Genomic DNA, 17,550 nt, shown 5'->3' on the forward strand with positions numbered 1-17,550 from the left:
AATTTATAAAATAAACTTGAAATTTGTAATATAAACAAGCTATATTTTTAGTTAGTTGTTTTACTGTTAACATAATATGCATTTTTGCAAGCAATGCCCATAATTTTACTGCGAACATTATAATTTGCGCATAACAAACCCTGGCGCAGCATCATCCCACAAAAGCTCCAGCTGCAAATCCGTGCAATATTTTCTCTGCATGCCGAAGGTGGCTTCCGGAGGCATATATTCATATTGGCTGAGCAGAATAAAACGTCCGCTGCCATCCGTATTAATCTTGGTCACAATTTGCCGCCATTGGTCAATGGCATAGCCGTTTTTAGCCAAATCCTCCAAGGTCACATATGTCACCCATTGTCCGTTTTCCTTACCGATAAGCCAATAACCGCAGTTCTGCGCATGAGCACCGATAGTGGCATTTATTTCAAAAAATATATTTTCGGGATTGGCGGTAAAAACATCCCGCACCCTATAGCCAACCATTCCATTCTCCGCAGGAACAAAGGTCTTATAAACATCTTTGGTATTTTTGTTCATCAGCTGCAGAGTGCCGTCATCGGCAAGGAAGAATTGCACGCCTTCTTCCTCATCACTGATTGCCAGCTCTCTGCTGTTCATATAAAGAAATATTCCGTCATCAGCAGTCAGGAATTCCACTGCCCGAACCTTGGGAGCATCCGCAAACAAGCACACGATGCAAAGTAAAAATAAGGCTAAGCAGGAAAATAATTTCTTATAAATGCGCATATTCATCAACCTCCTAAATTAGTTTCTGTCATTATAATTATAGCAATAAGAAGCTCTTTTTCCCCCACCCCAAAGCATGATTTCGGGTGGGACGGAAGAAATTTTCTTGTGCTAACAAGCAAATTTCCCAAAGCTCAAATAAAAAAGCTGCAGCCTGCTCCCGTACTCAGGAGCATAGCTGCAGCTTTTGCTTTTATTCTATTGTTATAACAGAACTGTTCTCTTGTGCTTTACACCAGCTCTTCTCTGGACTCATGAATCTTCTTCAAAAGTTCCTTACCGGCAATGCCCGGTCTGGTCATTTCCGCTGGTGCCAGGATAATATCCAGATCCTCTTTGCTCAGCACCTTGCGTTCAATGAGCAGGTCCTTAATGTTTCTGTTGGTTGCCAGCGCCTCCTTCGCCAAAACGGAGCAGGTTTCGTAACCGATATGCGGCAGCAGCGCCGTAACAATGCCCACGCTCTTATCCAGCCATTCCGCACATTGAGCACGGTTAGCCTTAATGCCGTCTACGCAGCGGGTGCGCAGAGTATTAACGGCATTGGTCAGGAAACGTAAGGAATTGAAAATATTGTAGGCCATAACGGGTTCCATAACATTGAGCTGGAACTGGCCGTTTTCTACGCCGAAGGCCACAGCCAAATCGTTGGCAATTACCTGATAGCAGGTCTGGTCTACTACTTCGGGGATAACGGGGTTAACCTTACCCGGCATGATAGAGGAACCGGGCTGGCGTGGCGGCAGCGTAATTTCGCAGAAGCCTGCTCTCGGACCGGAGGCCATCAGACGCAGGTCATTGGAAATTTTAATCAAGGAAAGTGCCGATGTTTTCAAACTGGAGGATAAATCGGTGAAGATATCCGTGTTACTGGTAGCATCAACAAGATTGTCCGCGGTAGTGAAGCTCTCGCCGGTAACAAGCGTAAGCTGCTCGCAAACCTCTTTGATATATTCAGGATCGGCATTCAGACCTGTGCCGACTGCTGTTGCGCCCATATTCATGGTGTGCAGCAGCTCACAGCTGCGGCGGATGCAGCTACTGCGTCTGCGCATGGAGGAAGCAAAGGCTTTGAACTCCAGGCCTAAGGTAATAGGCACCGCATCCTGCAGATGGGTACGACCGATTTTCAGCACATCCTTAAATTCCTCGCCTTTCTTATCGAAGGAATCTGCAAGCTGTTCCAATGCAAGGATAAGCTTTTCTGCACGCATCAGAGCGCAGACACGAATAGATGTAGGAATAACATCATTCGTGGACTGCGACATGTTGGCATGGTTGTTGGGGCTGATATAGTCGTAATCGCCGCGCGGACGACCGAGAATTTCCAAAGCACGGTTACAGATTACTTCGTTCGTATTCATATTGAAGGATGTTCCGGCACCGCCCTGAATCGGATCGGTCGGGAACTGGTCGTTCAGCTTGCCGCTGATGATATCATCGCAGGCCTGAACCATAGCATTGCCGATTTTTTCATCCAAAAGACCGATTTTCATATTGGCCAAGGCCGCAGCCTTTTTGACCATACCCAAGGCTTTGATAAAAAGCGGATCGGCAGTATAGCCTGTAATCTGGAAGTTTTCCATGGCACGCATGGTCTGTACACCATAATATGCATTATCAGGAATTTCTAATTCACCTAAAAAGTCGTGTTCTTTACGCATAATACATTTGCCTCCTTCTTCAAAAGCGTGTAAAAGCTGCTTTTAATCGAAATCTGTATTATGTATACATAATACATTCAAGCCACCATTCTGTCAAGCACATTATTGCGAATTTTGAGAAATTTACTTACAAAAAAGAACTGCCTTAAGACGCTAAGCTCAAGGCAGCTCAAAATAATCTGCTTTAGATAAAATCTACCACACCATTCTCCAGATGATACATGGCACCGACAACGCGCAAGCCCTCCTGATGCTCAACCTTTTGAATCTCCAGGCTTGCTTCGATTTCCGCTTCACAGCTTTTGACATTCAGGCAGGCAGCCTTATACGGATCGCACTCGTCGCCAATCGCTGCTTTGATTTTATCCGTAATAAATTTGATATAACCCTCCGGATCATGATTGATTGCAGCATGCACCGCACCGCAATGCGTATGCCCCATAACAACAATCAGCGGCGCCCCCAGATGACTGGCAGCGTATTCAATACTGCCCAGCTGATGCTCATCAATCACATTTCCAGCAATACGAATAACAAACAGCTCGCCGATACCTGTCATAAAAATATTCTCCGGAATCACGCGGGAATCAGAGCAGGTAATAATAATCGCATAAGGCTTCTGACCGTTAACCAAGGTATCTGTTCTCTTTGCCTGCGAAATGTCCTCGCTGTTGACCTTGGCATCAATATATCTGGCGTTGCCTGCTTTTAATTTTTCTAAGGCCTTTGCCGGTGTTGTTGTTATATGCTTAATCATAAAATCGCCCCTCTTAGAACATACTTTGCAAAAAAATCATTCGGTAATCGCTATCTTGATAACTCCGTCTAATCTGTTTTCGAAAATACGGTAAGCTTCCTCGATATCTGCCAGCTTGAAGCGATGCGTAATCAGCGGCGTGGTATCAATTTTGCCTTCTTCAATCAGGCGCAGAATCTCCGCACAGTCGCAGCCATCCACGCCACCAGTTTTGAAAATAAGATTCTTGCCGTACATATCGGGCAAAGGCAGGCTCTGCGCTTCATCGTAAAGCGCCACAACTGTCACAATAGCGTTCGGACGCGCGCATTTCCACGCCAGCTGGAAGGTATCGCGACCGCCGGCAACCTCCAGAACAACATCCGCACCGCCATGGTCGGAATGCTCCTTAACAAACGCTTCGCATTCCTCAGGCTCGCAAAGCAGTACATCGGGATAATGCTTGCTGACAAACTCCGCTCTGGCAGCATCCTTCTCGCAGATGATAATGCGCTTCGGCTGCTTCAGCATAACGCACATCAGGGTGCAGATACCCGTCGGACCTGCACCGATAATCAGCACGGTATCCTCCTCGGTGATTTCCGAAATGCGTGTTGCCCAAAAGCCGGTAGCAAGAATATCGCCTACAAAAAGCGCCTGTTCATCGGTAACGCTGTCGGGAATTTTGTTCAACCCCTGGTCAGCATAGGGCACGCGTACAAATTCCGCCTGTCCGCCGTCAATGCGGCAGCCAAGCGCCCAGCCTCCATGAGGATCGGTACAGTTGTTGACAAAGCCCTTCTTGCAGAAGAAGCATTCACCGCAGAACGTTTCTACGTTTACCGTCACGCGGTCACCGGGCTTCACGGTTTTTACGTCTGCGCCAACCGCTTCTACCACACCCACCATTTCATGGCCTACGGTAATTCCCGGCACGGCGCGCGGTACCGAACCATGTTTAATGTGCAAATCACTGGTGCAGATGCTTCCCAAGGTTACGCGCACGAGAGCATCACGCGCAGAAACAAGCTGCGGCTTGGCCTTTTCCTGCAGAGCAAACTCACCGTGTTCAATATAAGTCAATGCCTTCATCATTTACAGACCTTCTTTCTCTATTTTTGCTTCCATAAAGCTCATATCGCTTCCCTCATTATATCATAATATTGACGCTGTGGATAATGACCTAAGCAACATGTCACTCAATACTATATTTACCGTTAAAGACAATAAACACGGCGAATAAAGAAATCACAACTTTTTCGCTGATAAAAACACCAGAATGTGTTAAAATATTAGTTAGATTTTTTAGGAGGCCTTATTCATAATGCATCAATATCTCTTTTTTATCGGCGATTTTCCCATACGCATGTATGGTCTGATGCTCTGTACAGCAATTTTTCTGGCTACCGGCACTGCCTACTTTTTGGCTAAGCAAGACGGACGTTGGCACGAGCACATTTTAGACATCGGTATCTACGGCGGCTTTGCAGGCCTCATCGGCGGCAGGCTGTGGGACGTTTTCTTCTTCGACTGGGATTACTACAGCCATCATCTGCTGGAAATCCCCTTCGTCTGGCAGGGTGGCATGGCCGTGCAAGGCGGTATGCTGGCAGGCATTGCTGCCGGCATTGTTTACTGCAAGCTGCATGACATCGACTGGGTAGCTCTAGCGGATATCATTTCGCCTTCTCTGCTTATCGGTCAGTCTATCGGACGCATGGCCAACCTGCTCAACGGTGACGCCTTCGGCACACCTACCGGTGGCAGCTTCGGTATTCTGTACCCGGAAGGCACGCTGGCCTACAAAACCTACGGCCCTGTACCCCTGTGGCCAGCGGAGGTTTGGGAAGGTCAGCTGGACATCGTAATCTTTGCTCTGCTGCTTTTGTTCCGCACCACCAAGCATGCACGCGGTCAGGCTTTATGCATGTACGCCATGCTTTATTCCGTAGTCCGCTTCTTTTTGGAAATGCTACGCGGTGATTACGCCGAACCCTGGATGTTCGGACTGAAGTCCGCTCAGGCAACCAGCTTAGGCTTCTTCCTCATTGCCTTAGGCTTCTTCATTTACTGCGGTTGGCTGGAAAAACATCAGCCTGCTGCCAAAGAAAAAGCTGTCGAAAAAAAATCTAAAAAATAATTTTAAAAAAGTGTTGACAAAAAGCTCACTTTTCGCTATAATATCATTGTTGCTTGAAACAAAAGCAACGCTGATGTGACTCTGTAGCTCAGTTGGATAGAGCGTTTGACTACGAATCAAAAGGTCGCAGGTTCGAATCCTGCCAGGGCCACCACTTGAAACTAAACTCTGTAACTTCGGTTACAGAGTTTTTTGTTTTTGCGGATAAAATATATTCTTCCGCTAATCGGTACTCCCCCGCTTGTTAGCTCCACAATTCAGTCTTATAATAAAGATATATAATCAAAACCGTGAGGTAGACCTATGAACGTAAAATATTCTAACATAGCCTGCATCATCCTGGCGTCCGGCGTAGGCCGCCGCTTCGGTGCCAACAAGCTGCTGACAGCTATCGACGGAGCGCCCATGCTGCAGCACATTCTTGATATCAGCCAAGGACTTTTCGCCAAGCGTATCGTCGTTACACGCCACAAGGAGGTTGCGGAAATCTGCGCGCAGCAGCAAATCCCCTGCCTGCTCCATGACAAGCCCTATCTGAGCGACACCGTGCGCTTAGGCACTGCTTATATGCTACAGCACCTGCCTCAGGCCGCTGGCCTGCTCTTCGCCGTTGGCGACCAGCCGCTTTTACAGCAGACAACACTTATCCGCCTTGCTGAAAGCTTTTTATCACAGCCGCAAAAAATCCATCGCCTGTATTACAAAGAAACTCCCGGTAACCCCATCATCTTCCCTGCAAAATTTGCTGATGAACTGCAGCAGCTGCCGCAGGACAAGGGTGGTTCCGTACTGACAAAAAAATATCCTGAACTGGTAGTAAAAGTACCGGTTCAGGATATCAACGAGCTGCTGGATATAGATACACAGCAGGATAAACTTACGCTTGAGCGTCTTCGCCCCTATTCAGAATAACATTCAGCAAAATTGCTACAAAGGCTGCCGGAACGATGCCGGATTCACCGAACATCATGCGCATAGCCTCCGGGCAGTGTGCCAGAATGCCAGGTGTAGCGCCCATGCCGTAGCCAACGCCTAAAGCAACGGAAATAATTGTCAGGCTGCGCGGGTTGAGCTTCTCCTTGGTAACCAGCTGAATACCGCTGACAACAATAGAGGAGAACATCATTACAGCAGCGCCGCCCAGAACGGATTGCGGCATGATGGAAACCAAAGCTCCCAGCTTAGGAATCAGGCCGCAGAGAATCAAAAATACCGCACCGGTTGCCAAAGCAAAACGGTTAACAATCTTCGTCATAGCAACCAGACCAACATTCTGAGAGAACGAGGTGTTAGGCAGTACGCCGAAGACAGCAGCGATGGCAGAGCCAATGCCGTCACAAATAACGCCGCCGGACAATTCCTTATCCGTAGCTTCACGGTTCAGACCGCTTTCAACAACTGCGGAAATATCACCGACAGTTTCAACTGCAGTAACAACAAACATAATCAATACCGGCATAATAGCACGCATATCAAACACGATATCAACCGGCATAAGCTGAGGCACAGCGAACCAGGATGCGTTCGCCACCTTGTCCCAATGCAGTACCCATGATTTGGTGTATTCTACTCCGTCAGGCGTAACTGCGGTTGTAGGCAGTACAAAGCCCATGAAAATCGCAGCAATATAGCCGGCGATAATACCAAGCAGAATGGAAGAAGAGCTCAAAAAGCCCTTAGTGCCATGCTTAAAGAAAAGAATAACGCAAAGCACAAACAAACCAAGCAACAGGTTTTCTATAGAACCGAAGTCCTTCGTCTTGAAGCCGCCGCCAAAGGAATTGATACCTACGGAAATCAGCGACAGACCGATGGACAGTACAACAGTACCGCAGACAACAGGCGGGAAGAAGCGACGGATGCGCTTGAGCACAAGACCAAGCACTGCTTCAAAAACACCGCCGATAATCGAAGCACCCATAATAGCGCCATAGGCGACAACACCACTGCCCAAGGTTGCAACGATACCGGCAAACACGCCGATAAAGCCGGAGCTTGTACCCATGATAATAGGCACCTTGCCACCGCAGGGACCAACGGAATATAACTGCAGCAATGTTACCAGACCTGCAACAATCATAGCATTCTGAATCAAAACAACCTGCAGCTGTTCAAAACCGGCACCGCCGACAATACCGCAGGCACCGCCAATAATCAGAACCGGTGTAAGATTGCCGACAAACATAGCCAAAACATGCTGCAGACCTAAAGGAATAGCTGAGCTCAAAGACAGCTTGCCTTCAAACTTATAAGCTTCCTCAGACAGTTTAACAAACTTAGACATATAAGCACCCCTTCATTTTTTCATGCATCTATTTTATCGCATATCAGGCAATATTGTAAAGAAAATTACAGAGAAAATCCGTATAAATTTTATCAGATAGGCTTTTTTGTTCGCAATCCAAGCGAGAACTTTAAAAATGAGCACCGACTACGTACTTTCGCTACGTTGAGGTGCTCATTTTTAGGGTGTCCCCCAAAAGTTGTGGTATGCGCTCTAACGTTTGTGTGGTTATGCTTTAACAGATTTTGTGGTTTCGCTACGGCAAAAGTTGTGGTTAGGCTTTAACAGTTCTGTGGTTTTGCTCTAACGAATTTTGTGGTATATGGTAAAAATAAGAGACTTCTCATTTTTACCATATACTCTTTTTATTTATAATCTAAACGTATCATCTGGATTTAAACAATAGAGCATTCTGTTGCGTGTCCTTTCGAAGTTCTTAAAACCATTGGCATTAAAAATTAATCTGCTTAAGACACTGTTTTTCGATTCCATATAGCTGTTATTAATGTGTTTGCCATTAGTCAATGTGAATGAATTAATGATTTTCTCGTGCCAATTCGTTAGCATTTTGTAGAACTCTTCATATTCTGCCACATGACTCAAAATATTCTATTGCTTCATCTATAACTTTAGGTGCTTCTTCAAGCGTAGTTTCTGCATTAATTCTTTTAGCTCATATGCTGCCCTAAGCTCTTCAAAAGCGTTGAAAACAATATCACGAATATCTCTAAGATTTACATACCTGTTCAACCGTTTATTATATCTTGGTTCATTGTCGATGTTTTTGTTATGGTCGAATATACTACGGAATTTTACTAACAGATATTTTAATGTATGGTCTTCAGTATTGCGTGCCAATCGTAACCTTATTTTACGAAAATCGTCAGTAAGATGTTTTAGTACATGAAAGCTGTCTGCACAAACTTTAGCTTTAGAAAAGAAGATATTAGCTATATCTCTGTAAGATACATGTCAATTGAAATGTATTTAACATTATCAAGTTCAGATTTCAATGTTCGCATATCTAAGGTTTCATTTTTTATCGAAGAAAAATAATCTGTAAGACAATTTTTCTTCTGGTCATAAATAATATAAATCATTACGCCTGTTTGGAAATTCATGAAAAGGCAGCAGTACTTTGTTCCATAATAAGAGCTAAGAAAATAATGCTCGTCAATAGACAGAACCATAGGCAATGGTTTTCTTTTTATAGTAACGTGTTTATCGAAAATTCTAGTGACTTTTGTCGCAGATAGATTATACTTTTGCGCTATAGATGTATACGTATTTTCTGGTTGCTTCAAATCTTTTAGTACATTGATTTTAGTTTCATAAGTGACTCTTTCACTAGTATCAATAAACGGATTGCACTCACTGAAGGTAGAACCGCATTCAGAGCACTTGTACCTGCGCTGCTCGTATATAATAATACCTTGGCGATTAACGAGAGTTGTGTGAGTTAGTTTTCTTTGATAATATCCATGAGTTTTTCTAGGAATATTACAGATATGGCAATAACATTCCTTGGGTTTAAGTCGTACCTTAAGTATGATAGAGCCATCTTTTTTGGAGCTACTCATTACAGAAAGTAAATCAGATGGTTTAATATTGAGTAATTTTGTGATAAAATTTTCGTAAAACATATTGTCTTAGCCTCCTTTTTTAGAAGTTGATTTTGAGTACATTAACATTCTAAAGCAGGAGGCTTTATTTGTCATTTAAATATACAGATAATGGCAAGACCACAAAAAGCGTGGGATACTTTATTTTTATATAGACGAAGTATGTTGTACATTCCCTTTCAACAGAACGCGGAGAAAGTACCGGAGACGAAGAAGGAGGGCCGACGGCGTACTACTGCTACGTCGAGGCCTCCTGATGAAAGTATATGATGTCTTATACTTTATAATCAGCAGAACGCGGAGAAGGTATCAGAGACGAAGAGAGAAGGCCGACGGCGTACTATTGCTACGCCGAGGCCTTCTCGATGAAGTATATGATGCCTTATACGCGTTCTGCTCTAGTTTGGATTAACTGTGCTGCAATACTCACCGCAATCTCCGCCGGCGTCTCACTGCCTATGTCGATTCCGATGGGCGTTATAACACGCGCAAGCTGCTGCTCGCTATAGCCGTCCGCCAGCAAAGCTGCTCTGGCCATGGCAGCTTTATTTTTACTGCCCATGATGCCGATATAGCCAACCGGCGTAGTCAACAGATAGCGCTCCACATTAGCGTCATGCACATGGCCGCGCGTCATAACTACCGCATAATCCCTTGCCGTCAGGCTGCAAACCTCCTGCAGCTTAGTAAAATCAACCTGCTGTACGCGCTCCGCCTGCGGAAAGGCTGCCGCATCCGCAAACTCCGCTCTGTCATCCAGCACAATGCATTTAAACCCGAGATGACTCAAAAGCGGCACCAGCTCACGCGCAACATGACCTGCGCCAAAAACATAAACCGCACCGTCATAATCATACTGCTCCGCATAATAGGTGCAGCCGTCTATATCAACTACACCTCTGCGACCTGCAAGCTGCAGGTCTTTTTTTATTTGCGGCAGTGCGTTGCCTTCACCCAAAGGCAGCAGGAACCACCAGGGAAAATGCTGCTTCATTGCACTAAGAGCTTCCTCTGCCAAATCCCCCGTTTCTTCCCCCACAGGCAGGTAACAAAACTGCACCTGACAGCTGCCGCCGCAGGCCATGCCTGCTGCCGGAGAAAGGTCAAACGTTTTTACAAAGCTGCCGCCACCGCAGCGCAGACGCTGCTGTGCCAGCTGCTGCGCCGCATATTCCATACCGCCGCCGCCGATGGTTCCGTAAAGCAAACCCTTTACTCCGACCAACATATAGGCGCCGCTGGTGCGCGGAGTAGAGCCTTCACTCTCAATCAAAGCAACAAGATAGCAAGGCCGTGAGCTCAAAGACTGCGAGCGTATTCTTTTCATTAGATACTTCATTTTTCTTTCTCCTGTGCATAACGGCAGACTAATTCCAGGACGCTGCCGGCAATACAGCGCGCCTTATCCGAAATCGTAAAGCAGTTGGCCAGCTCCTCCTTGCGCGGGTCAATATCGGCAATTTTAAAGCCTTTAGTGACAGTAAAGCCATCGCGTATCATACCGCGAATAAGACCGGAAAGCGTTGCCGTTACCGCCACCTGATTACTGCCGTCAGTAATAGATGCAATAGTTTCGCCCTTTTCTACAATGCTGCCTATATCATGAACAACATTCAGAACGCCTGCGCAGGGTGCGTGCAGCACACGCTCCTTGCTGTAGCCTGCGATGTTACCGGGTACGCCGCTGTTAGGTGCAGCACTGCCGCTGCGTATAATGCGTCCCAGGTTATGACCGCGTTTCGTTTCTACAATCACGTCGGCATCTGCGCCCACGCCGAAGCCGGGGCCTAAGGCAATTACGAGTGGTGCCATTGCACTGTTTGTTCCTAAATTGCGCTTGGCGATAATCGCATCAATCACAATATCAGGTGCAAAAGCACGCACACTGTCTGCTGCTTCGTCAACCAGCACCGGCACTTCGCCACGCTCCCACACAGAATCTGCCTCAGGCAAAGTTTTTATCAGACATGCCGTCAGGCCTTCTACCTGAACGCTGCCCTGATACACCGCCTCGCACAGCGCTACCTGCCTACGAATCGCCGCAGGCTTGGCGCACTCCAGCACCAGCACCTTAAAGCCCGCACCCCACAAGCGATGAATAACGCCTGTTGCCAGGTCACCGCCACCGCGTACAATAATCTTCAGCATTTATTATTCTCCCCTTTCACGAAGCCATATTCTTCGCTCATCCATGCCTGCACTCACTAACAGCCAACGCATTTCCTCCTGCTGCGCTGCTTTTATCAGGTCGCATTTATTCAAGACAATATAATAAGCGCGTGCGCCGACATTTTTGCGTGCTCCCTGCTCAGACAGCAGCAAAGCAGCCAGCATTTGTTCATCAATGACAGAATCTAAGCTGCAGCCTAAAAGCTCTGCCGCCGGCTGTGGACGCTGGCAAGCCTGCGCCAGCGAATGGCCTAAAGCATCCATGGCGGCAACGGCAAGCACAATATCACTGTCCGGCAAAAGCACAGGCTCATGCGCCGCAGGCGCTTTGCACGGATGATGCTTGGAGCCGTCAGCCTCACACAAAATCACGTCTGCCTGCGGCTGCATCACTTCATATAAGAACTGCGGCGGCGCCGTCAGCTTACCTGTTAACAGTTCCGGTGTACCGATAACAGCATAGCGCCCCTGCTGCCACAAATCTTGCACCGCAGGCACATCGGCAGCAAAGCTGCCATCTGCAGGCTGCAGGATATGCGTACTCGTCAACACCAGCACCCTGCGTCCGCAAGCTGCCCATGCCGCTGCCAGCTCGTACATAACCGTCGTTTTACCGCCGCCGCCGATAAGGCAGATATTATGCTTTTTCCCGTCATTTACAAAATCAAAGGGACAGACCGGCATCTGCTTCACCTCGCAAAAAAATTACTTATATTATAACACACTCACTAAAAAAAGGCTGTCGCTTGCCTGCGACAGCCTTCAATAACATTAGTTTTTATTTGCCTTGAGCAACAGCAGCGATAACTTCTTCAGTCAGATCCTTGCCACCAAATACAACAGCACTGGCATCAACTACATTATTAATACCATGAGACTTTGCTACCTGGCCGATAGTTTTGCGGATTTTTTCGCGAATAGGATTCAGCAGGGAAGCTTCCTTCTTATCTACCTGAGCGGATAATTTTTCGCCCAGCTCGCGTCTGCCCTTGTCATCAAGGTTCGGAGCCTTTTGGTTGAATTCATTTTCAGCCTTTTGGCGCTCCAGATTGATAACGCTCATAGTAGTCTGAATATCAGGATAGCTGCGGAAAACACGTTCAACATTTACATATCCCAATTCTTCGGCAGCAAACGCGCTGGTTGTGCAAGCCAAAGCCATAATCATAGCCATAATCAAAGTCAATAAGCTCTTTTTCATTAAAACAGTAACCTCTCTTCTTAAGATTTTAATACTAATATTATCTTACACTATTTCCTATAGAAAAGCAAGCTGTTTATAATTGACCGCTCTGCCACGTCCGTTTGCGCAACGGCGGTGCAGGATAAGCCTTGCGGCTTGTTTTTAGTCCCTGCCGCACAAGGCATTCCGCAAGCGCCACAGGTGCCACCGCCGGGTCAACAACAGGAACGCCCAGACGCTCACTGAGCGGGTGCGCCAAACCTAAAAAGGATAAGCACCCCAAAAGCAGTACCTGTACTCTGCCTGCCGCCAGCAAATTTTTGCCGGCTTCCGTAAGCAGGTCCAGAACACGCTCACGCTCTGCCCACAAATCAACACCACGGGCCTCAATGCCGCCGATTGCAGCAATACGCGCAGGTTCAACACCGCATTGAGCAACAAAAAGCTGCTTTTCCGCATAACGCGCAGTATCTGCCAGCAAAAGCCCGGCCTGCCTGCCTACCAGCGGAGCCAGAAGACAGCTAGCCTGACCGCCGCCTACTACAGGTATGCTTACAATTTCACGGCAGGCATCCACCGCAGGATCACTGAAGCAGTACAGCACGACTGCATCATAGCCTTCACTTTCAGCACGCACAGCCATTTTGATAATCTCAGGTGCAGCAAGCGCAGCATCCAAAGCAGAATCAATTTCGATATGATTTTCAACAAGGCACTCCATATGCAGCTCCACATCAGGACCTACATGCGCACTGAGCAGATGACAGCGTGCTGCCATCTGCTCAGGAGTAACCCCAAAGTCAGGATTAATTATAAATATTTTCATTCGTATATCCTTATACCAAAACAGAAGCAAGGAACTTCTTCGCGCGTTCCGTTTTCGGATGGTTGAATACTTCATCCGGCGTACCGCTTTCAATCAGATAACCGCCGTCCATGAAATAAACTGTATCCGATACGTCCTTGGCAAAACCCATTTCGTGGGTAACAAGAACCATGGTAATACCGGTATTGGCAAGCTGCTTGATAACATCCAGTACCTCCTTGACCATTTCCGGGTCAAGTGCAGAGGTAGGCTCGTCCAAAAGCAGTACCTTCGGCTCCATCGCCAAAGCACGCGCAATCGCTACACGTTGCTTCTGACCGCCGCTCAGACGGCTGGGATATTCATTAGCTTTGTCGGAAAGATTAACCTTTGCCAACAGCTTCATAGCCTTTTCCTTGGCCTCCTGCTTGGACAGACCGTTGACTACGCGGGGAGCGTAGGTCATATTCTCCAGAACAGTCATATTGGCAAAAAGATTAAAATGCTGGAACACCATGCAGGCATTCTTGCGGATATCTTCAATTTTAATTTTGGAATTTACGATGTCCTTACCTTCGAATAAAATTGCTCCGCCAGTAGGCTGCTCCAGCAGATTGATACAACGCAGCAGCGTAGATTTTCCTGAACCGGAAGAACCGATAATGGTCACAACCTCACCTTTTTTTATTGTCAGGGAAACATCCTTAAGGACCTCTAAATCACCAAAGCTTTTAGACAGGTGTTGAATCTCAATCACTGACGCGCACCTTCTTTTCTAACAAACCGCCCAAAAAGTTCAGGGCCATAACCAAAACATAATAAACAGCAGCTGCTACGATAAAGGCTTCAAACGCACGGAAGGTTTTAGCCTGAATCAGATCCGCCCAGCGCAGCGTATCGGCAACACCGATAACGGAAACAAGGCTGGAATCCTTCAGCAGCATAATGCTTTCGTTTACCAGAGAAGGCAATGCATTCTTAATAGCCTGCGGCAGAATAATATCCAGCAGGAAGCGATGCTTAGGCACGCCCAAGGACATTGCTCCCTCCCACTGACCTTTGTCGACAGCAAGAATACCGCCGCGCAGTGCTTCGGAAATATATGCGGCACTGTTCAGGCCAAAGGAAAGCACGCCTGCCTCCAAAGCAGAAATAGTATAGCTCGTCAGCTGCGGTGTCGCAAAGTAAATCAGCATCAGCTGTACTAAAAGCGGTGTACCGCGGAAGACAGAGATATAAACCTTCGCCAGGAAGGAAAGTACTCTGTTCTTGGACAATGTTATCAGCGCCAGGATAAAGCCGCCGAAAAAGCCCATAATCGTAGAAAAGAAAGTGAATTTAAGCGTAATCCAGACAGCGGTTGCCAAAAGCGGTATATAAGGTTCCAGAACGGAAAAATCTAACATCTGCTAATTCACCTCTTACAGCTTAGCAATATCCAGGTTTGCAATTGCAGCTTCGTATTCTTTAGTGCCTTCTTCACCCAGATGAGCTACGAGAATTTTGTGCAGCTCACCATTGGTACGCATTTCCTTCAGGATTTCGTTGATTTTTTCAACATCCTTGGAATCCTTCGGCAGCGCAATAGCAAAGGTATCGTCTTTTACTACAGTTCCCTGCAGAACGTGCAGCTCCAGATCAGGATTTTGTTTTACGAAAACAGCAGCTTGGGAAGAATCAAACAGACCTGCAGCCAGACGACCGTTTTTAATATCCTGAACAACCAGCGGAGTAGTATCCATTTCAACAACTTCGATACCGCCGACAGCCTTCAGCTCTTTAGCATAGGTAGTACCCATAGAAGCACCGGCTTTTTTACCCTTCAGTTTATCCATATCGTCATAGCCTGCACCCTTTTTGCAGAGAATAGCCTTCATCGGGAAATAATACGGCTTGGAGAAGGATACAACCTTTTCACGCTCAGAAGTCGGAGAAATGGCTGAAATAATAACATCAGCACGACCGCTTTGCAGAGTAGGTACCAAAGAAGCGAATTTCATATCGGTGAATTCGATTTTCTTGTTCATCTTCTTGGCGATGTAGTGAGCGATATCAATATCAACACCCTGGTAATCCTTGGTGCCTTCCTTTACGGATTCAAACGGCGGGAAGGTGGAGTTGATAGCAACAACCCATTTGTCACCCTTGCCTGCATCAGCTGCAGCATCTTTTTTCTCGCCACCGCAGCCTACCAGCATCATAGCAAGCATTGCTGTTGCCAGGAAAGCAAAAATACTTTTCATTGTAAACTTTTTCATTAGAAAAACCCCTCTCATTTTTTAATATCTGTTTACTCCGTACATTTAATGAGTAAACTTGCTCATATAATGAATTATTATACCATAGAATCAGCGACACTGCCAACAGATTTTTTCCAATCAGTAACGAACCTCAATGTCATAACCCTTCTGCTTTAAAACATGTTTAGCACAGGCTTCGTCAGTAGTAATCCAGGCTCCATTTTCTTTTGCATAATGAATAAATGAACGCAATGCACGAACATATCCCGGACGTCCGACAAACTGCGGATGCATAACGAAATTAATGATGCGTCCTTCATCTGCCAACCCGTCAAACTCATCCTGCCAAATCTGCACCATTTCGCGTCCGCTGCGCAGGTAATAATGCTCCGGATGCTGCAGAGTATACATATCATAGGAGGTATCATCAACAATGCCGTCCTTCGGCAGCTCAACGATAGGTATTTCCTTGCCGTCTATTTGCAGCAGGAAAGGCCCGTCATTGTTACGCCAGTTGGAGGAATAGATGCAACCGCGGTCCAGCCAGAGCTGCTTATGAAAATCATGCACGATACCATCAGGCATACGCACACCTACGGGACGTTTGCCGGTAAGGCTGCGGAAGATAGCATCAACCTTATCCATCAGCGCATTTTCTTCTTCATAGGTATCCTTTACTTCATGCAGATAACCGTGATAGCCGATTTCATGTCCCTGTGCTGCAATGTATTGAATGATTTCCGGATGAATTTCCGCTGTATAAGCAGTAGTGAAAAAGGTTGCCTTAAGACCTTCCTCCTCCAGCATTTTCAGGATGCGCGGCAAGCCCTGCTTCGTTGCATAAAGACCGCGGGACATGTGCACCAGGTGACGTTCATTGATATCGTTGCGTGTAAGCCACAGCGTTTCCGCATCAATATCAAAGGAAAGCAGTAAAGCAATGCGTTTATTATCAGGCCAGTTCCAGTTCATCATGCTTCGCCTCCTTCCGCACGTTTAGCGTAAAACTCTTTTACGTAACGCGCTACCTCTTCGCAGCTTGCAAGCCATGCGCCGTTCGCCTTCATATAGGCAATAAAGCGTTCCAGCATGCGCACGCGGCTGCTGCGGCCGATAAGCTGCGGATGCAGCTTGAGCACAAAAATTTTGTCACCCTCATTGGCAAGCTCGTCAAAATTATCCTTCCAGATATCGTAAACGTAGTCCACCGGATAGCTACAGGTGATTGTAGCTTCATCAGCATAAGAAAAGTAGAACCAAGAGAAATCATCCAGCGTTGGCTCTGTAGGAAGCTCCACAAGCGGGTAGTCCTCATGCACATACGCCCAGTCGCAATCCTTAAGTGTAGAACCGTATAAATATCCACGTTCAGCCATCAGCTGCATAGCACAGTTAGGCAATAAATCCAGTGGACCGCGATAGCCGACAACCTTGTGACCGCTTATTTTTTCCAGCAGCGCCTCACTCTTAGCCATGTTCTCTCTTTCTTCGGTAGCAGGCATATCTACAGAGGCTTCGTGCAGATAGCCGTGATAGGCAAGCTCATGGCCTGCGTCCACTATTTGCTGCACCTTATCGGCATAAAGCTCCGCAATGCGGCCGGGAACAAAAAAGGTAGTTTTAAGCTGTTGCCGTTCAAGCATATCCAGACAACGCTTCAAGCCCTCATCAGGACCGTATTGACCTCTGCTTGTATCGGAAAAGCCGATTGTTCGCTTGCCGATTACAGATTTACGCAGCAGCTCCGCATCAAAATCAAAGGTAACCATCACGGCGATACGCTTGCCGTCAGGCCAAACCATACCGTCACCATTTTTTAAAGTAAACATTCTTACCTCCTTGGTAATTATTCAAACTTATTCAGTGAAATGAATCTGTATTCTTGATAACTATTTAATTATGTCACTATAAGCAGATAAATGTCAACTCATAGAAATTAAAAACGCAGGCCTTTCGACCT

18 protein-coding genes, 1 tRNA gene and 1 pseudogene are annotated in these 17,550 nt (G+C 46.6%); 3 read left to right on the top strand and 17 right to left on the bottom strand.

The window, feature by feature from the left end; all coding sequences use genetic code 11:
- Positions 1-117: 117 nt before the first annotated feature.
- From RDW05_RS06875 to RDW05_RS06890, 4 genes are all read right to left on the bottom strand, one after another.
- Positions 118-747, bottom strand: coding sequence for a hypothetical protein (locus RDW05_RS06875; protein ID WP_307978357.1), 630 nt, complete (start codon positions 745-747; stop codon positions 118-120).
- 230 nt (positions 748-977) lie between these two features.
- The gene (locus RDW05_RS06880; RefSeq protein ID WP_307978358.1) at positions 978-2,411 is read right to left on the bottom strand and encodes an aspartate ammonia-lyase; all 1,434 of its coding nucleotides are present in this window, start codon (positions 2,409-2,411) and stop codon (positions 978-980) included.
- A 184-nt stretch (positions 2,412-2,595) separates the two neighbouring features.
- Complete coding sequence (locus RDW05_RS06885; RefSeq protein ID WP_210684175.1) at positions 2,596-3,168, bottom strand: carbonic anhydrase; 573 nt, start codon at positions 3,166-3,168, stop codon at positions 2,596-2,598.
- A gap of 36 nt (positions 3,169-3,204) precedes the next feature.
- Complete coding sequence (locus tag RDW05_RS06890) at positions 3,205-4,239, bottom strand: alcohol dehydrogenase (RefSeq protein WP_374111021.1); 1,035 nt, start codon at positions 4,237-4,239, stop codon at positions 3,205-3,207.
- A gap of 232 nt (positions 4,240-4,471) precedes the next feature.
- Between RDW05_RS06890 and lgt the strand changes: the two genes are divergently transcribed.
- From lgt to RDW05_RS06905, 3 genes are all read left to right on the top strand, one after another.
- A complete protein-coding gene (gene lgt / locus RDW05_RS06895) occupies positions 4,472-5,287 on the top strand; it encodes a prolipoprotein diacylglyceryl transferase (protein WP_307978361.1) in 816 nt (271 codons plus the stop codon).
- A gap of 77 nt (positions 5,288-5,364) precedes the next feature.
- Positions 5,365-5,441: transfer RNA gene (locus tag RDW05_RS06900), tRNA-Arg, on the top strand.
- 149 nt (positions 5,442-5,590) lie between these two features.
- Positions 5,591-6,199 (top strand): nucleotidyltransferase family protein, encoded by a 609-nt coding sequence (locus tag RDW05_RS06905; RefSeq protein WP_307978362.1) that lies wholly within the window; start codon positions 5,591-5,593, stop codon positions 6,197-6,199.
- On the opposite strand, the gene RDW05_RS06910 is transcribed toward RDW05_RS06905, so the two are convergent.
- The 13 genes and pseudogenes from RDW05_RS06910 to RDW05_RS06965 form a co-directional block, all read right to left on the bottom strand.
- Positions 6,165-7,571, bottom strand: a complete 1,407-nt coding sequence (locus RDW05_RS06910) for a uracil-xanthine permease family protein (protein WP_293694871.1) — start codon at positions 7,569-7,571, stop codon at positions 6,165-6,167. The genes RDW05_RS06905 and RDW05_RS06910 overlap by 35 nt on opposite strands.
- A gap of 369 nt (positions 7,572-7,940) precedes the next feature.
- Positions 7,941-8,525, bottom strand: a pseudogene (locus RDW05_RS11680) (transposase).
- Positions 8,522-9,214, bottom strand: a complete 693-nt coding sequence (locus RDW05_RS06915; RefSeq protein WP_307978365.1) for a hypothetical protein — start codon at positions 9,212-9,214, stop codon at positions 8,522-8,524. The pseudogene RDW05_RS11680 and the gene RDW05_RS06915 overlap by 4 nt, the downstream one beginning before the upstream one ends.
- Positions 9,215-9,575: 361 nt before the next feature.
- A complete protein-coding gene (locus tag RDW05_RS06920; RefSeq protein ID WP_307978367.1) occupies positions 9,576-10,532 on the bottom strand; it encodes an XdhC family protein in 957 nt (318 codons plus the stop codon).
- A complete protein-coding gene (gene yqeB / locus RDW05_RS06925) occupies positions 10,529-11,341 on the bottom strand; it encodes a selenium-dependent molybdenum cofactor biosynthesis protein YqeB (protein ID WP_307978370.1) in 813 nt (270 codons plus the stop codon). Before yqeB ends, RDW05_RS06920 begins: the two co-directional genes overlap by 4 nt.
- A 3-nt stretch (positions 11,342-11,344) precedes the next feature.
- Entirely contained in the window at positions 11,345-12,046 is a 702-nt protein-coding gene (yqeC, locus tag RDW05_RS06930) for a selenium cofactor biosynthesis protein YqeC (RefSeq protein WP_307978372.1), read from the bottom strand.
- A gap of 94 nt (positions 12,047-12,140) precedes the next feature.
- Positions 12,141-12,563 carry an OmpH family outer membrane protein gene (locus RDW05_RS06935; protein ID WP_307978374.1) on the bottom strand — a complete coding sequence of 141 codons (423 nt, stop codon included), beginning with the start codon at positions 12,561-12,563 and terminating at the stop codon, positions 12,141-12,143.
- A gap of 76 nt (positions 12,564-12,639) precedes the next feature.
- Positions 12,640-13,371, bottom strand: coding sequence for an aspartate/glutamate racemase family protein (locus RDW05_RS06940; protein ID WP_307978376.1), 732 nt, complete (start codon positions 13,369-13,371; stop codon positions 12,640-12,642).
- A gap of 10 nt (positions 13,372-13,381) precedes the next feature.
- Positions 13,382-14,107, bottom strand: coding sequence for an amino acid ABC transporter ATP-binding protein (locus tag RDW05_RS06945; protein ID WP_304240171.1), 726 nt, complete (start codon positions 14,105-14,107; stop codon positions 13,382-13,384).
- Positions 14,100-14,756: an amino acid ABC transporter permease gene (locus tag RDW05_RS06950; RefSeq protein ID WP_249747942.1), complete on the bottom strand. Its 657-nt coding sequence runs from the start codon at positions 14,754-14,756 to the stop codon at positions 14,100-14,102. The genes RDW05_RS06945 and RDW05_RS06950 overlap by 8 nt, the downstream gene beginning before the upstream one ends.
- Positions 14,757-14,771: 15 nt before the next feature.
- Positions 14,772-15,593 (bottom strand): ABC transporter substrate-binding protein, encoded by an 822-nt coding sequence (locus tag RDW05_RS06955; protein WP_307978378.1) that lies wholly within the window; start codon positions 15,591-15,593, stop codon positions 14,772-14,774.
- Positions 15,594-15,728: 135 nt separating this feature from the next.
- Positions 15,729-16,565, bottom strand: a complete 837-nt coding sequence (locus tag RDW05_RS06960; protein WP_307978380.1) for a polysaccharide deacetylase family protein — start codon at positions 16,563-16,565, stop codon at positions 15,729-15,731.
- On the bottom strand, positions 16,562-17,419 hold the full coding sequence (locus RDW05_RS06965; protein ID WP_307978381.1) for a polysaccharide deacetylase: 858 nt from the start codon (positions 17,417-17,419) through the stop codon (positions 16,562-16,564). Before RDW05_RS06965 ends, RDW05_RS06960 begins: the two co-directional genes overlap by 4 nt.
- Between the last annotated feature and the right edge of the window lie 131 nt (positions 17,420-17,550).

This window comes from uncultured Phascolarctobacterium sp. (assembly GCF_902463975.1).
Classification (GTDB): domain Bacteria; phylum Bacillota; class Negativicutes; order Acidaminococcales; family Acidaminococcaceae; genus Phascolarctobacterium_A.

Coding starts and splice junctions, on each gene's coding strand:
- RDW05_RS06875 (WP_307978357.1), bottom strand. CDS start 747: ATGCGCATTTATAAGAAATTATTTTCCTGCTTAGCCTTATTTTTACTT.
- RDW05_RS06880 (WP_307978358.1), bottom strand. CDS start 2,411: ATGCGTAAAGAACACGACTTTTTAGGTGAATTAGAAATTCCTGATAAT.
- RDW05_RS06885 (WP_210684175.1), bottom strand. CDS start 3,168: ATGATTAAGCATATAACAACAACACCGGCAAAGGCCTTAGAAAAATTA.
- RDW05_RS06890 (WP_374111021.1), bottom strand. CDS start 4,239: ATGAAGGCATTGACTTATATTGAACACGGTGAGTTTGCTCTGCAGGAA.
- lgt (WP_307978361.1), top strand. CDS start 4,472: ATGCATCAATATCTCTTTTTTATCGGCGATTTTCCCATACGCATGTAT.
- RDW05_RS06905 (WP_307978362.1), top strand. CDS start 5,591: ATGAACGTAAAATATTCTAACATAGCCTGCATCATCCTGGCGTCCGGC.
- RDW05_RS06910 (WP_293694871.1), bottom strand. CDS start 7,571: ATGTCTAAGTTTGTTAAACTGTCTGAGGAAGCTTATAAGTTTGAAGGC.
- RDW05_RS06915 (WP_307978365.1), bottom strand. CDS start 9,214: ATGTTTTACGAAAATTTTATCACAAAATTACTCAATATTAAACCATCT.
- RDW05_RS06920 (WP_307978367.1), bottom strand. CDS start 10,532: ATGAAGTATCTAATGAAAAGAATACGCTCGCAGTCTTTGAGCTCACGG.
- yqeB (WP_307978370.1), bottom strand. CDS start 11,341: ATGCTGAAGATTATTGTACGCGGTGGCGGTGACCTGGCAACAGGCGTT.
- yqeC (WP_307978372.1), bottom strand. CDS start 12,046: ATGCCGGTCTGTCCCTTTGATTTTGTAAATGACGGGAAAAAGCATAAT.
- RDW05_RS06935 (WP_307978374.1), bottom strand. CDS start 12,563: ATGAAAAAGAGCTTATTGACTTTGATTATGGCTATGATTATGGCTTTG.
- RDW05_RS06940 (WP_307978376.1), bottom strand. CDS start 13,371: ATGAAAATATTTATAATTAATCCTGACTTTGGGGTTACTCCTGAGCAG.
- RDW05_RS06950 (WP_249747942.1), bottom strand. CDS start 14,756: ATGTTAGATTTTTCCGTTCTGGAACCTTATATACCGCTTTTGGCAACC.
- RDW05_RS06955 (WP_307978378.1), bottom strand. CDS start 15,593: ATGAAAAGTATTTTTGCTTTCCTGGCAACAGCAATGCTTGCTATGATG.
- RDW05_RS06960 (WP_307978380.1), bottom strand. CDS start 16,565: ATGATGAACTGGAACTGGCCTGATAATAAACGCATTGCTTTACTGCTT.
- RDW05_RS06965 (WP_307978381.1), bottom strand. CDS start 17,419: ATGTTTACTTTAAAAAATGGTGACGGTATGGTTTGGCCTGACGGCAAG.